The sequence below is a fragment of the Streptomyces sp. NPDC059695 genome, from assembly GCF_042733785.1.
Taxonomy (GTDB): Bacteria; Actinomycetota; Actinomycetes; order Streptomycetales; family Streptomycetaceae; genus Streptomyces.
Genome location: NZ_JBHWFF010000024.1, coordinates 81,886 through 95,857, shown reverse-complemented (window position 1 = coordinate 95,857; position 13,972 = coordinate 81,886). Strand labels below are relative to the sequence as shown.

11 protein-coding genes and 1 tRNA gene are annotated in these 13,972 nt (G+C 69.8%); 7 read left to right on the top strand and 5 right to left on the bottom strand.

The window, feature by feature from the left end; all coding sequences use genetic code 11:
- Positions 1-169 precede the first annotated feature (169 nt).
- The 3 genes from ACFV2S_RS27300 to ACFV2S_RS27290 all read right to left on the bottom strand — a co-directional run bounded on the left by ACFV2S_RS27300 (position 170) and on the right by ACFV2S_RS27290 (position 2,546).
- Positions 170-532, bottom strand: coding sequence for a hypothetical protein (locus tag ACFV2S_RS27300; RefSeq protein ID WP_385564308.1), 363 nt, complete (start codon positions 530-532; stop codon positions 170-172).
- Between the two features lie 46 nt (positions 533-578).
- Positions 579-2,090 (bottom strand): DEAD/DEAH box helicase, encoded by a 1,512-nt coding sequence (locus ACFV2S_RS27295; RefSeq protein WP_385564305.1) that lies wholly within the window; start codon positions 2,088-2,090, stop codon positions 579-581.
- 252 nt (positions 2,091-2,342) lie between these two features.
- Positions 2,343-2,546, bottom strand: a complete 204-nt coding sequence (locus ACFV2S_RS27290; RefSeq protein ID WP_189803121.1) for a cold-shock protein — start codon at positions 2,544-2,546, stop codon at positions 2,343-2,345.
- Positions 2,547-3,189: 643 nt separating this feature from the next.
- Here ACFV2S_RS27290 and ACFV2S_RS27285 point away from each other — a divergent pair.
- The 3 genes from ACFV2S_RS27285 (at position 3,190) to ACFV2S_RS27275 (ending at position 4,762) form a co-directional block, all read left to right on the top strand.
- Positions 3,190-3,696, top strand: coding sequence for a hypothetical protein (locus ACFV2S_RS27285; protein ID WP_385564301.1), 507 nt, complete (start codon positions 3,190-3,192; stop codon positions 3,694-3,696).
- Between the two features lie 92 nt (positions 3,697-3,788).
- Positions 3,789-4,088 carry a tail fiber domain-containing protein gene (locus tag ACFV2S_RS27280; protein WP_385564298.1) on the top strand — a complete coding sequence of 100 codons (300 nt, stop codon included), beginning with the start codon at positions 3,789-3,791 and terminating at the stop codon, positions 4,086-4,088.
- Complete coding sequence (locus ACFV2S_RS27275) at positions 4,085-4,762, top strand: 2OG-Fe(II) oxygenase (protein ID WP_385564295.1); 678 nt, start codon at positions 4,085-4,087, stop codon at positions 4,760-4,762. The genes ACFV2S_RS27280 and ACFV2S_RS27275 overlap by 4 nt, the downstream gene beginning before the upstream one ends.
- Before the next feature lie 677 nt (positions 4,763-5,439).
- On the opposite strand, the gene ACFV2S_RS27270 is transcribed toward ACFV2S_RS27275, so the two are convergent.
- On the bottom strand, positions 5,440-5,661 hold the full coding sequence (locus tag ACFV2S_RS27270) for a hypothetical protein (protein WP_385564293.1): 222 nt from the start codon (positions 5,659-5,661) through the stop codon (positions 5,440-5,442).
- A gap of 549 nt (positions 5,662-6,210) precedes the next feature.
- Here ACFV2S_RS27270 and ACFV2S_RS27265 point away from each other — a divergent pair.
- Both ACFV2S_RS27265 and ACFV2S_RS27260 read left to right on the top strand, forming a co-directional pair.
- The gene (locus ACFV2S_RS27265) at positions 6,211-8,406 is read left to right on the top strand and encodes an FG-GAP repeat domain-containing protein (RefSeq protein ID WP_385564290.1); all 2,196 of its coding nucleotides are present in this window, start codon (positions 6,211-6,213) and stop codon (positions 8,404-8,406) included.
- 583 nt (positions 8,407-8,989) lie between these two features.
- Positions 8,990-12,100 carry an FG-GAP-like repeat-containing protein gene (locus tag ACFV2S_RS27260; protein ID WP_385564287.1) on the top strand — a complete coding sequence of 1,037 codons (3,111 nt, stop codon included), beginning with the start codon at positions 8,990-8,992 and terminating at the stop codon, positions 12,098-12,100.
- Positions 12,101-12,279: 179 nt separating this feature from the next.
- On the opposite strand, the gene ACFV2S_RS27255 is transcribed toward ACFV2S_RS27260, so the two are convergent.
- Positions 12,280-12,350: transfer RNA gene (locus tag ACFV2S_RS27255), tRNA-Gly, on the bottom strand.
- A gap of 406 nt (positions 12,351-12,756) precedes the next feature.
- On the opposite strand from ACFV2S_RS27255, the gene dcd reads away from it, so the two are divergent.
- Together dcd and ACFV2S_RS27245 are read left to right on the top strand one after the other, a co-directional pair.
- The gene (gene dcd, locus ACFV2S_RS27250) at positions 12,757-13,332 is read left to right on the top strand and encodes a dCTP deaminase (protein ID WP_385564284.1); all 576 of its coding nucleotides are present in this window, start codon (positions 12,757-12,759) and stop codon (positions 13,330-13,332) included.
- A 13-nt stretch (positions 13,333-13,345) separates the two neighbouring features.
- Positions 13,346-13,843: a phosphoribosyltransferase gene (locus ACFV2S_RS27245; RefSeq protein ID WP_329854888.1), complete on the top strand. Its 498-nt coding sequence runs from the start codon at positions 13,346-13,348 to the stop codon at positions 13,841-13,843.
- Positions 13,844-13,972 lie beyond the last annotated feature (129 nt).

The following is a 13,972-nucleotide window of genomic DNA, read 5'->3' as shown; positions in this document are numbered from 1 at the left end:
CCCGTCCGCCCCCCACACCGCGCGCCCCCGGCCGCCCCGGCCCCGCGATCGCCCCCCCCCCCGCCGCGGCCCCCCCCCCCCCCCGGCGGGGGGGGGCCCCCCGGGGGGGGGCCGGCCCGCCCCCTCTCGGCCGTCCGAATGTCAGCTCATGTGCGCCCGGGGGCCACGGTCAGGCCGCTGCCGGGGTACCGGGCATCGCGGAGGCGTGCTCGAGGGGGTCGCGGGCTCGGGTCGGCGCGGTGTTCTGGGAGAGGCCACGACAGGGGGAGATGTCGCGCAGCCGGAGCCGGTCCGTGTAGGCCGGGCTGTCGCGGACGGTGGTGAGCTGGGCCCGGGTCACCAGACCGGTGCGCTGATCGTCGTTGTCGCAGACGACCAGGTGCCCGGCGCGGGCCCCGGCCATGACGGCCAGGGCCACCTCCACGGTCATGTCGTCGCAGACCTGCGGTCCGGACGTGTCCGCGGCGGCGGCCGTCCTCGAGCGCGCCGGGGCGGGGCGCGGCGGGCGGGGCTGCATCTGGACCAGCGTCACGACGTGCCTCCTCAGGAGTGGGGTCAGATTCCGGATCACGTGGTGTTCAGGCCGCCGGGCTGACGACGGGACGCCGTCCGCCGGCGCGCCGGCCGGCCGCGACGGGACCACGGCGGCTGCGGGGGGCCGCGCCGCGCCTGCGCTGCTCTGCGGGGGGCGCGGTGATCGTCACGGGGATCCCGGAGGGGGTCCGCGCGCCCGTGATCCGGCTGAGCTCCTCCTCGCCGGAGCGGACCTGGGTCGTCCGGGGCACGATCCCGGCGGCGGCCATGACGCGGGTCATGGAGCGCCGCTGGTTGGCGGTGACCAGGGTGACGACGCTGCCGGTCTCGCCGGCCCGGGCGGTGCGGCCGCCACGGTGGAGGTAGTCCTTGTGGTCGGTCGGCGGGTCGACGTTGACGACGAGGTCGAGGTGGTCGACGTGGATGCCGCGCGCGGCGACGTTGGTGGCGACGAGGACGGTGACGTGGCCGGTCTTGAACTGCGCCAGGGTGCGGGTGCGCTGCGGCTGTGACTTCCCGCCGTGCAGGGCCGCGGCCCGGACGCCGCAGCCCAGAAGGTCCTCGGTGAGGCGGTCCACGGCGTGCTTGGTGTCCAGGAACATGATCACCCGGCCCTCGCGCGCCGCGATCTCCGTCGTCAGCCGCTGCTTGTCGGAGCCGTGCACGTGCAGGACGTGATGCTCCATCGTCGTGACCGCTCCCTGGGAGGGGTCCACGGAGTGGACGACGGGGTCGGTGAGGTAGCGGCGGACCAGGAGGTCGACGTTGCGGTCCAGCGTCGCGGAGAACAGCATCCGCTGTCCCTCGGGACGGACCTGGTCCAGGAGCGCCGTCACCTGCGGCATGAAACCCATGTCGGCCATCTGGTCGGCCTCGTCCAGGACGGTGATCGAGACCCGGTCCAGTCGGCAGTCACCGCGGTCGATGAGGTCCTTGAGGCGGCCGGGGGTGGCCACGACGACCTCGACGCCCCCGCGCAGCGCGTTCGCCTGCCGGCCGATCGACATCCCGCCGACGACGCTGGTCAGGCGCAGCTTCACAGCGCGGGCGTACGGGGTGAGGGCGTCGGTGACCTGCTGGGCGAGCTCCCGCGTCGGGACCAGGATCAGGGCCAGCGGTTGACGGGGCTCGGCGAGCTGCCCGGCGGTGCGGGCCAGCAGGGCCAGGCCGAAGGCGAGGGTCTTGCCCGAGCCGGTCCGGCCGCGGCCCAGGACGTCACGGCCCGCCAGGGAGTTCGGCAGGGTCGCGCCCTGGATGGGGAACGGTACGGACACACCCTGCAGGGTGAGCGTGGCCAGGAGGCGCCGGTCCAGCGCCAGGTCGACGAAGGTCTCGACGGCGGGCAGCGCCGGAGTGACCGTCTTCGGCGGTGCGAACTCTCCCTGCACCGCTGCAGGCCGACGGCCGTGGCCGCCGGAGCGGCCCGAAGCGCCCGAACGGCTCGGCGCGGACGAGGCGAGGCGGCTGCTCCGGGGCGAGGCTCCGGTGGAGCCGTACGCGCGACCGCCGTTGAGGCGGGTGCGGGAGGAACGGTTGTTCGTGCGTGTGGGGTTCATGCAGAACCTTCCTGGATACGGCGCGTATCGAGGAATTCCGGCAGCGTATGAGCGGCTTCGGGAATCACTGGCACGGGCCGAATGAAATACGAAAGCAAGCGCCCTGAATCGGGTCGAACGACTGTCGACGCGCAGGCGGGCGAGTGAAAGAAATGCGGGTGGATCGGTTTCGGGTGAGGACCCGAGAAATGCGTGCAGCTGGGGCCCGCACCCCGAAGGATGCGGGCCCCAGCTACGTGTGGCGCGTCAGTGTCAGGCGGCGACGATGTTCTCGGCCGTCGGGCCCTTCTGGCCCTGCGCGATGTCGAAGGTGACCTTCTGGCCCTCCTGCAGCTCACGGAAGCCCTGGGAGGCGATGTTCGAGTAGTGGGCGAACACGTCGGGGCCGCCACCGTCCTGCTCGATGAAGCCGAAACCCTTTTCCGCGTTGAACCACTTCACGGTGCCAGCAGCCATGTCATATCTCCTTGGGGCAGTACGACGGAATCCGTACCGTACGGACGCCGTGTCGCCGCGATGATGCCCTGCCCGGAAAATGACCGGAAATACAAAGCGCTTCCGCACGGCACGCGGCCGGCGGGAGACGCTGAAGTTTTTGGGTACCAAAACTGCAACTGAGTTCGACAGTAGCAGGTCGCCGCCGCCTGTGTGCGCCGAATATTTCTCCCTGTGTGCCGCCGACAAAAACCCTCCCTGCGGTGGTCGTTAAATTCTCAGGCCGCGAGCGCAGGTATTCATGTCTTCCGGGCGCAGTGCCTCGGAAGACAGGCGGTCGACCCTGCGGCATCGGCAGGGCATCGGAATCCGTCCGCACCCTGCTCGCTGCCGTGCCCCGCGTGAGCGCCTGCTGGCCGGTATGAATCGTCCGCGTTCGTCACAGTGCCGTCGGCGATTCATCAGATGGTGCGCACCTGTGTTCATCGGACGCGCATGTTGGACGGGTGGTGGCTACGGTCGTCCGCGTCGTCCCACGGGGGCGGCATCGGTCGAGTGCCGCATGCGCCAGGACCGTCCCGGCCTTCCGCGCCGGTTCGGAGCGCGCCCGGGCGGCTCCCAGGGAGTGGACATGGGTTCTGTCGGTCGTAGGACCGTTGCGGTGATGGCAGCCGCTCTGGCGTCGCTGGGGGCGGGAAGCGGTGTCGCCGCGACCGCGACCCCCTCGTCGCCCACTCCGTGCAGCGGCGCGGAATGCCCCAGCCTGAAGCCGGTCAGGCTCACGACCAGCCAGGCGACTCTGAACGTCACCCAGATGCAACTGGAGAACATCCACGCGATGGCCTCCGACGCCGTCACGGGGGAGCCCATCCGGGGGGCGAAGATCGTGTTCGCCACCGTCGGTGGCCGGACGCTGGGGGCCGCCTTCACCGACTACGACGGTGTCGCCTCGATCACCGCCCCGGAGAACCTGGGTCCCGGAACCCTTCAGGAGCTGCTCGGCGGCTACGAAGCCGCGCTCGTCGGCGACGGCGTGCACGCTCCCGTCGGGGCCCACGGGGCGATCACCGTCGGCACCGACCAGGGGCCCGGGGTGCCGGGCGCGCCCTGCTCGCTCTGCAGCGACCGTGGGCTCAAGCAGGACGTGGTCCCGGTCGACTGGAGTCGGTGACGATGCGGATCTGGAACCTCAGCAGGCGGGCCCGGGCGGCCGACGACGCTTCTCCGGACCCTTCCGCGGCAGGTCCACGAGACACCGTCGGCATGGCCCCGGTCGGCGCGGTCAACGGCTTCGCCGTCCTGGATGCCGTGGCCGCGCTGCCGGTCAGCACCTGGCGCTACCTCTGGGAGCCCGAGGGCGTCCGTCACCTCGGGCCCATGGCCCAGGACTGGCACGCCGCTTTCGGATTCAACCGGGACGACACCAGGATCCCCGTCGTCGACGGCCTCGGCGTGGCCCTGGTCTGCATCCAGGCGCTCCAACGCCACGTGGAGGAGCTCAGGGCCGAAGTCGCCCGGCTGCGCGAGGCCGTGACCACGACTCCGTCCGAGGCGGGGCGATGACGGCGCACGGTCTGTCGCCGGTGTCCACGGATGCGATCTGGCGTCTTCCGGTGACGGTCTGCCGCATCACCGGGTTCCTGGGCGAGCGGACGGCCGGCCTCCTGCTGGAGCGTGCCATCGCCTCCACGGGCGACCGGCTCAGGCCTTCCCTGGTCCGGGACCGGGAGCTGGCCCCCGCCCTGCGCACGTCCCGGTCGTGCCACGACTTCCAGGCGTCCGAGCTGCTGGCGGCCATCGACGACGTCCGGGAGGCAGTCGAGCACACGCTGGGAATCGACTGCCGCCACACCGAGCCCAGTTACGGTCTCAACGTGCACAACGACGGGGACTTCTACGGGCCGCACCAGGACACCAGCGCCGCGTACTCACCCCGCCGTCTGCTCACGTTCGTGTACTACCTGCACCGCACGCCCCGGCCGTTCGACGGCGGCGAGCTGCGCGTCTTCGACGCCGCCCTGCCGCTGCACACCGAGACGACCGGAGCGTGGGAGGAACGTACCTGGCGGGACTGGGAGCCCGAGCACGACAGCATCGTGTTCTTCCTTCCCACCGCCTGGCACGAGGTGCGACCGGTCGTGTGCCCCGGAGGGCAGCACGGAGACAGCCGCTTCGCCGTCAACGGCTGGCTGTGCGCCCCCGACCCGACGCACCGCAGGGGCGACGAGTGCCGGTGAGCAGCGGGCTCCGAGAACGACGACGAAGGCCCCGGTCGCTGACCGGGGCCTTCGTTCACGAGCGGATGACGGGAATCGAACCCGCGCCATGAGCTTGGGAATCACCGACGCCCGTCTCGATCAGCAGTGGTCTGACCTGCGGAAACGCTGATTGGCATGGCATTCCTCGGCGGTCCCGAGACGCCCGTGTCGACCGCTGTTCACCGCCCTGAAGGGCACGGCTGGGGCACGTTGCCAGAGCCTGGAAACGATCTGCGTCGACACCAGCACCGACGAGCCGGCCATGGCCGCGATCCGGGTCGGCCTGCCCGCCGCTGAGCTTCCCGTCCGACACCCGCACGGAGCTGGTCGGCGCACGCCGTGGACGGAGACGGAATCGGATACGCCTCGTGGCCCGATGCCGAAGCCGTCGTCACGCGTGGGAGCTAGCCTGCCTCGCGTCGATCCGCACTCGTGCAAGAGGCTGACGCTTGCGCGTCCTCGTCGAACGGGAAGGCTTCGATCTTCCCGAAGTCGGGTGCCTGGAAGGGATTTGTGGTGGGATGCGGTGATGCTGCAGCGGCACAGGGGGAAACCCCTTCCGGAGCAGAGAACGGCGAGGTCAGGTCGATGAGAGGGGTCCTCTTCATTGGGGGTCCATGAACGGATCTGGTGTGCCGTGACCGGGCACGGCAGTCCTACAGCTTGCTCATCTTGGCGTACGGACTCAGGATCCGCTCTTGCGCCGAGCCGAAATCCACGACCGTCGCGATCCCGTCCTCGACGCCGACGACCCGGCCGAGGCCGTGCACGTCGTGTGTGACCTTGTCGCCTACGGCGAACTGCTTGGGAGGCAGCGCGACCGGGGCTTTGAAGGGGCTGGTGGGCAAAAAGCGCTTCGGTGCACTCGACTTTGTCATTGCTGCCAGTATGCGCCCGCGCAGCGGAGAAGAGTCCCGCCGAGAAGAAAAAGCCCCAGGTCGCTGACCTGGGGCTTCGTTCGAGAGCGGATGACGGGAATCGAACCCGCGCTATAAGCTTGGGAATCACCCGGTACTTGCGCCTGCGTATGGCCTCTGACCTGCGTGAACGTCTGGCCCTGGCTCCGTTCTGAGTGCTCCGCCTGCCCCCTTGTCGACCGCTGTTTACCGCCTCTACTGGCACGTTGTGGCACGCGGTATTGCCGCGGGGCGGAGGCGACGGGACTCCTCCTCGGTCCGCCAACGCTTCCCGACCTCGAGCGACAACAGCCCAGGCGCCCTCGACCGGGCCATCGAAGTCTGATCGCCCCGCACACGTGCTCGGAGCGTGCGAGGCCGGGACTCGGCACGATGGCGCTTTGGCCCGAACCGACCTGACGAACTTGGTTCCGGCTTCCGAACGGCCGTACAACCCTGAACGGCTGTCACGAGTCGCTGTGGTCGTGGCCCCTGGAGGCGCCACGACCACAGTGCCCGGGAGGACTTCCCTTGAACCACCTCAGCCCCGCCGGTCGGCACCTCGCCGTCGCCGCCGTGGCCCTCGCTGTGACGGCCGGCGTCCTGACCGCCCCGGCCCTCGCGGCCGGCCCGGCGGTCTCGGCATCCGCCACGACCCAGCAGCAGGCGATCTCCGTGCCGCCCGGCACGGTCGCTCTCTCCGGCGGGCCCACGGGCTTCCTGACGCGTCACAAGGATGGCGAGACCGACGTCTACACGTGGACGCGGTACGACGGCACCCGGACCCTGCTGCCCGGCGGGCCGTACGAGGCGAACCCGGGCACGGATACCGTCGTCCGGACCGACGGCACCACGCGCACCTTCCTCGACATGGCCACGGGCGAGGAGCTGGTCTCCTACGACCTCGGCGGGGTCTACGGCGCCCTCCGGTACCAAGGGACCACGCTCGTCGCCTCCAAGCGCGTGGACAACCGGCAGGAGTTGCACCTGCTCGACAAGGACGACCAGGGCCGGGTCGTGGATCGGACGGTGACCGGCCTGCCGGAGGGCATGGCGTGGTGGGCCGCGGAGAACTCGGACCCGGACACGTTGCTGCTCCGCGGCGCCGATGTCACGGACGGGATATGGCAGCAGCGGCTGGCCGTCGTGGACCTCGCCTCGGCCTCGATGACGGCGACGTACGACATCCTGAACAACAAGAACGTCCTCCGTCCCATCAGCGGGTCGCAGACGCACGTGGTCTGGCAGGAGCGGGATGCCGAGGGAAAGGCCGTCCTGGCCGTGACACGGCGAGGCTCCCAGGAGGTCAGCCGCAGCAAGTGGGGGGAGAGGGCGAACGAGACCACGCTGAAGCTCGGCCTCGCGGGCGACTGGGCCGTGTACAGCGACCCCGGTGCCCTTACCGCCCTGCGCCCGTCCGGTCTGCCCGGGCTGACCGCCCAATCGCTGATGACGGGCGAGACCATCCAGCTTCTCGCGCACGCCACTTCCGTCGTTCCGACCGCTGACGGCGGTCTGATCGCGACCGGCGGCACGATCGAGCACGGCGAGGGGCTGTACCGGATCACACCCGACGCGAACGACGGTCGGCCGACCGTGTCCGTCCTGGCGACCACCGGAGTCCCCACCGCCCTCACCGCCCTGTCCGAGCCCCTGGCGCCGTCCGGCGTGGTCGACCTCGACCGGGCCGATGGGAAGGTGCCGGCCGCCTGGACGCTCAGCCGCTCCAACGCACACGTCACCCTGAAGCTGGTCCACACCGCCACGGGCGTGTCCGGCACCGTCACGGCCTGGGCGCCCGTGACGGGCACGACGGACTTCCGCCTGGACTGGGACGGCCTCCTCGACAAGTTCCCGGCGTACCGGGGCGCGTACTTGTGGACGATGAGTGCCGAGCCCGCCAACGGCATCGGCCCGGCCGTCGAGCGCACCGGCTCGTTCACCGCCACCCGCGCGCCCCGCCTGCACGACTTCGACGGCAACGGCTCACCGGACGTCTTCAGCCGCTCCTCGACCGGCGTTCTGTCCCTCTACGACGTCGGCCAGCTTCGACACATGACGTACGACAAGACGCCGCGCCGAACGGGGATCGGCGGCGGCTGGAACGTGTACGACCGGATCGTCCCCGCCACCACTGGTCTCGTCGCCCGCGACAAGTATGGCGTCCTCTGGTCGTATGAGGGCAAGGACAACGGCACCCTCACCCCCCGCAAGCGTGTCGGCGGTGGGTGGAACATCTACGACAAGCTCACCAGCGGCTCCGACCTGACCGGCGATGGCCGAAACGACCTCCTCGCCACGGACAAGACCGGCGTGCTGTGGCTCTACCCCGGCAAGGGCGACGGCACTTTCGCCGTTCGCAAGAGAGTCGGCGGCGGCTGGGGCGTCTACAACCAGCTGACCGCCACTGGCAACCTTGCCGGCGCCCCCGCCGGTGACCTGGTCGCCCGCGACAGATCCGGCGTGTTGTGGCTCTACCTGGGGAAGGGCGACGGCACGTTCGCGCCCCGGGTACGGATCGGCGGCGGCTGGGCCGGGTACAAGGTCGTCGGCCCGGGGGACCTCGACGGTGACGGTTGGAGCGATCTGGTCACCGCCCCCGATAGCGATAGCTCCAACTCCCTCACATACATGAGGTTCTACTACGGCACAGGCCAGTGGAAGACCCCGTTTCCCGTCACTGAGCCCCCTGGTGCCCACATGACCGGGTTGGGCCCGCTCCTCTGACCAGCCGAATGGCACGCCGGAGGTGAGAGGTCCGGACATCGACGAAGGCCCTGCTCTCTGATCAGGGCCTTCGTGTAATAGCGTCGGATGGGCGGTCTGCCAGGAGCCCCGGTGCTCCGGCCCTTGCGATCACCCGCGGGATCCGCGCATGTGTTTCGGAGCGCTTCGACCGGCCGCAGGATCGTGTGCCGGCCGGCCCTCGCCATCAAAGACGTGCCAGGGCCTTCAGGTGCGCTCCCACACGCCCCGCGGACGGCGACCGGTGGCTGCACAGCACTGCTTCTTGAACGGGTTCGAAGTTTCCTGTTGATGCTGGTGGGGCTGCTGTTAGCATCGCGGCATTTGCATGGGGCGGTGCGGCTGGGGGGCCTTTCTCGCCTGTACTCGCTCGGCTGGATGAGCCGATGCCGTGCGCCTCAAGCCCTATGCCCTGGGGAGGGACCTCACTTTGGCTCGTACGAGCAATGCCCGGCTGCGCGGAAACGGCCACACCCGTGCCGCTCTTGTGTTGGCGCTGGCGATGCTGACAGCGTCGGCCTCGGGAATCACGGCTCCGCCGGCGTTCGCCGACTCGGCTTCGGACGTGACCGTGCTGCCTGCGGCCCCGCGCTTCTCGCCGCGTGCCACCTCGATTCTCAACGCGGGGGAGACCGGCTACCTGCTGGCGCAGGAAGACGACGACCGCCTGCTGTGGATCGACTATGCGACCGGCTCGGCGACACCTCTCGCCGCCACTCTGCCTGAAAAGCCGCGCTACGACTTCGTGAACGGCTACTGGGACTATCGACAGCGGCTGCCTCTCGGGGGCGACGGCTACTACGGCGACGGCTCGGACACCGTCGCCCTCTACTCCGCCGGACCCGCACCGCACGTGACGCTCCAGAAGGGCGCGGGCGCTGTGTTCGCCGACATCGTGCTGCCCGAGGGGCAGGCGTACGAAGGAACGTTCGGTGACACCGTCCTGACCCGCGCGGGTGAGGCGGGCGCGCCCACCGGCTACCACTTGTTGCGGTACGAGGCCGGCAAGGTGACGGACACGCCGGTCACCGGCTTCCCCGAGGGGTCTGTGCTGAGCAGGGTGGAGGACGCCGACGCGAAGTCGCTCATCCTTCGGTACTCGGAGCCGGCCAAGGACGGATGGGCGCGCTGGAGGATCGTGGACCTTGCGGACGGGGTGGCGAAGCCGCTCCCCGATCGTCCGGTTCCCGGCCAGCCGTGGAAGGTGGACGGCTTTCGGCTCGGCGCCGGGACGATCCTGCGGAGTGGGAGCGACCTCCTGGACCGTGCCGCTCCGGACACCGTGATCCGGACCGTCAACCCCGGCGCCGTTTCGTACAACGCGACCATTGTCCCTGTCGGCACGGCTGTTTTGGCGGTCCAGCCGCAGAATGCAGGCAACAACGAGTACCGGGGTTCAGAGTTGTGGAGCCTTCCGGGGGAGGACGAGGGCCTGGCTCCGCCTGTGCTGCAACGGGCCTACGCGCAGGTCGTCCTTGCGCCCGACGGCACCGCACTCGTCGCCGGAGCCAGGACAGCGGACTGGAAGGGCGACATCGACTGGGCCGTGCACCGCCTCGTACCGACCGCCGACGGCGGGGTGGAGGCTCGCCGCCTCCGGACCGTCGACCCCATGCCCGCCCGTATCTACGGCCTCTCCCTGGGCAGCGGCATCCTCACCACGGCCGAGAACAGCACCTACTTCCAGCCCGGCGACTATTACGGCGTGTACCGGAGCACCTGGCTGAGTTCCGCAGGGCGGCCACAGCCGGTCCGCACGACCGTGGACGCGCTGCTGAGCATCGGCGGCGGGGGCTGTTCCATGGATTCCGCGCAGCGTTGTGTGCGCATGTGGGCGAGCGGCGACGGCTTCCACGGACAGATGGATGTCAGCGACCAGGGATACGCGCTGCTCTACAAGAACGGCGAGAGCGGCTGGGGCCCGCGCGTCGACGCAGGCAGGGAGCGGCTGGACGACCTCTCCGGCCGGTTCGGTGTGGTCGTCAGCGGCGTTCCCGGTGACTCGCCGTCCGTCGTGGAGTTCAAGGAGCCTGGAGGCGGGACCGTCCTGGAACGGACTGACTACGCCCTGGCCGCGCTGTGGGGTTCCACCCTGTGGAGCGTCACCAAGGACAGTCCGAAGATCACGTCCAAGGCTCTGCCGTCCGGTGCCGCCGGCGCGTCCTTTACCACGCCCAACGCATGCGTTCCGACCAGCCTCCAGGCTGCGGGACGCTGGGTGTACTGGTCCTGCGAGGACAGCGAGTGGGGACCTGAGAAGGGGTCGGGCGTCTACGACCGCCTGACCAAGCGGACCATGCCCGTACCGGGGCGCAACATCCGCAACGTCCTGCTCGGCGACGGCTACCTCGTCCGGCAGGTCAAGGACGAGGGCCTGCGGCTCTATGACCTGCACGCCGGACTTCCCGCCAGCGGCGCCACCGTGCCCCAGCGCGTTCTGGTGAGCGCCGCCGACCTCGGGCCGAACAACTGGTCCGGCGGGGGCTGGACCGTGGACCGCTTCGGTGGCCAGGTCGCCTACGCGGGTGACGATCAGCGCGCCCGCATCGTCGGCACGGGGGTTCCCGCTCCGGCCGTCAACGTGATCGACTCCGCCGTCAGCGGCACGACGCTCGACCTGGCCGCCCAGGCCCCGCATTGGTCGGGCACCTGGTGGACCTCCAAGCCCACCGGCCCATGGAACCTGTCGCTGAAGGAGTCCGTAGCCGGGACCGTGGTCCGCACTGTCTCCGGCGCCGAGGCACGCGGCCGCATCAATGCCGCTTGGGACGGAAAGAACGCCTCGGGACAGGTCGTGCACAACGGTTCATACAACTGGACCCTGACCGCCAAGCCCGCCGACGGGGTCGGCGCCGATCTGACGGTGAGCGGTTCGGTGACTGTGACCGGTGGCGCTCCGGCCCCCAAGCCGCTTCCCGCATGGCGTGATTTCAGCGGTGACGGCAAGGGTGACCTGCTCGCGCTGACCTCGGCCGGGGCACTGACCGTGCGTTCGGGTACGGGGACCGGTGGGCTCGGGACGGGGGCCTCGGCGACCGGATGGCCGGCGACGTCGATGGTCGTGCCGTTCGGGGACCTGTCGGGCGACCGGTGCAATGACGTGCTCGTGCGCAGTTCCGCGGGTGTGCTGACCCGATACGACGGAAGTTGCGGGAAGGCCTTCTCGACCGGTGGGACCCGGCTGACGATCGGGTCGGGCTGGCAGATGTACAACATGCTGACCGCGCCCGGTGATCTGACCGGCGACGGCCGGACGGATCTCCTCGCACGGACCCCGGCCGGCGAGTTGTGGATGTACGCCGCCGACGGCGCGGGGAAGTTCAAGGGACGTGTGAAGCTGGGCGGCGGCTGGCAGATCTACAACTCGATCGTCGGCACCGGCGATCTGAACGGCGACAAGGCCGGTGACCTGCTGGCCCGCGACGCCGCCGGTGTCCTGTGGCGGTACTACGGCAGCGGCAGGGGCACGCTGGGCGGCCGTGTGAAGGTCGGCACCGGCTGGCAGACCTACAACGCGCTCGTGGGCGTCGGTGACATCACCGGCGACGGCAGGGCGGACCTGGTCGCCCGGGACACGGCTGGAGTGCTGTGGCGCTACAACGGCACCGGCGTGGGCAGGTTCTCCGCGCGGGCGAAGATCGGTGGCGGCTGGCAGATGTACAAGACGCTGTCCTGACCGGTGACGTGATGGCCGCGGCGACCCGTTCCAGCTCCGTGGCCCAGCACCCCCAGGTCATGTGGCCTGGGGGCGCGGTGGCCTGCGTGCCCCACGGCCGAACAGCCAGAGGCGCCCCGTAACCGGCGGTACCGGACCATGAAGAAGGCCCAGGTCAGAGACCTGGGCCTTCGATCACGAGCGGATGACGGGAATCGAACCCGCGCTATAAGCTTGGGAAGCTCATGTTCTACCATTAAACTACATCCGCACAACGGCCGGATGATCCCTGCCGCATCGTTGCACACTGTACCCCATGCGCCACTTGAGGCGAACTTCGCGCGTTCGGCGTGTGCGGAGTGCCGTGTGGAGGGTGCCCCCTTCATCCCCTAATGTGGCTGATCGTCCACCGCATGTGTAGGGGAAGGGACTTGATGGCTTCGATGGAGCGCACCGTCGTCCGTTGTGCCGAAGGGCATGTGTTCAGTACCGCTTCGTTCCCGCTTCAGCAGCTCGGTGCCGGGCGGATCGGGCCCGGGCGGCTCATCCGGTGTCCGCGGTGTGCGCGGTTGCGGAACGCGGTGCCGGTGGAGGCCGGGCGGCGCTGAGCGGTGAGGGCCGGGGCGCGGGCCCCTGCCGATTGGGGCAGGTCCGCGCCCTCTGCGTATCGTGGGGGCGTGCTTCTCTCAGACAAGGACATCCGGGCCGAGATCGATGCCGGACGGGTGCGCATCGACCCGTACGACGAATCCATGGTGCAGCCCTCGAGCATCGACGTGAGGCTTGACCGCTTCTTCCGGGTGTTCGAGAACCACCGCTACCCGCACATCGACCCCGCCGTCGAGCAGCTCGACCTGACGCGCGAGGTCGAGCCGGAGGGCGACGAGGCGTTCATCCTGCACCCGGGCGAGTTCGTGCTCGCCTCGACCTACGAGGTCATCACCCTGCCGGACGACATCGCGTCGCGTCTCGAGGGGAAGAGTTCCCTCGGGCGCCTCGGACTCGTCACGCACTCCACCGCGGGCTTCATCGACCCCGGTTTCTCCGGGCACGTGACCCTGGAGCTGTCGAACCTCGCCACCCTGCCGATCAAGCTCTGGCCGGGGATGAAGATCGGCCAGCTGTGCATGTTCAAGCTGAGCTCGCCCGCCGAGTTCCCGTACGGGAGCGAGCGCTACGGCTCCCGGTACCAGGGCCAGCGGGGGCCGACGGCCTCCCGCTCCTACATGAACTTCCATCGGACCCAGGTGTGAGGCGGTCGCAGGCATGAGTGACGTACGCGAGAACCTGACCTACGAGGGCTTCGGGACCGCCGTCCGCGAGCTGGCGCAGACCATCGCCGACGACGGCTACGAGCCCGACATCGTGCTCTCCATCGCCCGCGGCGGCGTCTTCGTCGCCGGCGGTCTGGCCTACGCCCTGGACTGCAAGAACATCCACCTCGTGAACGTGGAGTTCTACACCGGCGTCGGGACCACCCTGGAGATGCCGGTCATGCTGGCGCCCGTGCCGGACGCGATCGACTTCAGCGACAAGAAGGTGCTCATCACCGACGACGTCGCCGACACCGGCAAGACGCTCAAGCTCGTCCACGACTTCTGCGTCGACCACGTCGCCGAGGTCCGCTCCGCCGTCATCTACGAGAAGTCCCACTCCCTCGTGAAGTGCGAGTACGTGTGGAAGAAGACCGACGAGTGGATCAACTTCCCCTGGTCGGTCGAGCCGCCCGTCGTGAAGCGCGAGGGCCAGGTCCTCGACGCCTGAGCCGGACGTGCGAGAAGGGCCCCCCCCCCCCCCGGGGGGGGGGTGGGCAATAGCGAAGCCCGTAAAACCTGGCCCCCGTGTTAAAGGGGTGGTGGGGCCACCCCGCTGTCGCCCACCCGCCCCCCGCCT

Bases quoted from the DNA above. Each gene is read 5' to 3' on its own strand.
- ACFV2S_RS27295 (WP_385564305.1), bottom strand. From the start codon at position 2,090: ATGAACCCCACACGCACGAACAACCGTTCCTCCCGCACCCGCCTCAAC.
- ACFV2S_RS27290 (WP_189803121.1), bottom strand. From the start codon at position 2,546: ATGGCTGCTGGCACCGTGAAGTGGTTCAACGCGGAAAAGGGTTTCGGC.
- ACFV2S_RS27285 (WP_385564301.1), top strand. From the start codon at position 3,190: ATGGCAGCCGCTCTGGCGTCGCTGGGGGCGGGAAGCGGTGTCGCCGCG.
- ACFV2S_RS27280 (WP_385564298.1), top strand. From the start codon at position 3,789: ATGGCCCCGGTCGGCGCGGTCAACGGCTTCGCCGTCCTGGATGCCGTG.
- ACFV2S_RS27275 (WP_385564295.1), top strand. From the start codon at position 4,085: ATGACGGCGCACGGTCTGTCGCCGGTGTCCACGGATGCGATCTGGCGT.
- ACFV2S_RS27270 (WP_385564293.1), bottom strand. From the start codon at position 5,661: ATGACAAAGTCGAGTGCACCGAAGCGCTTTTTGCCCACCAGCCCCTTC.
- ACFV2S_RS27245 (WP_329854888.1), top strand. From the start codon at position 13,346: ATGAGTGACGTACGCGAGAACCTGACCTACGAGGGCTTCGGGACCGCC.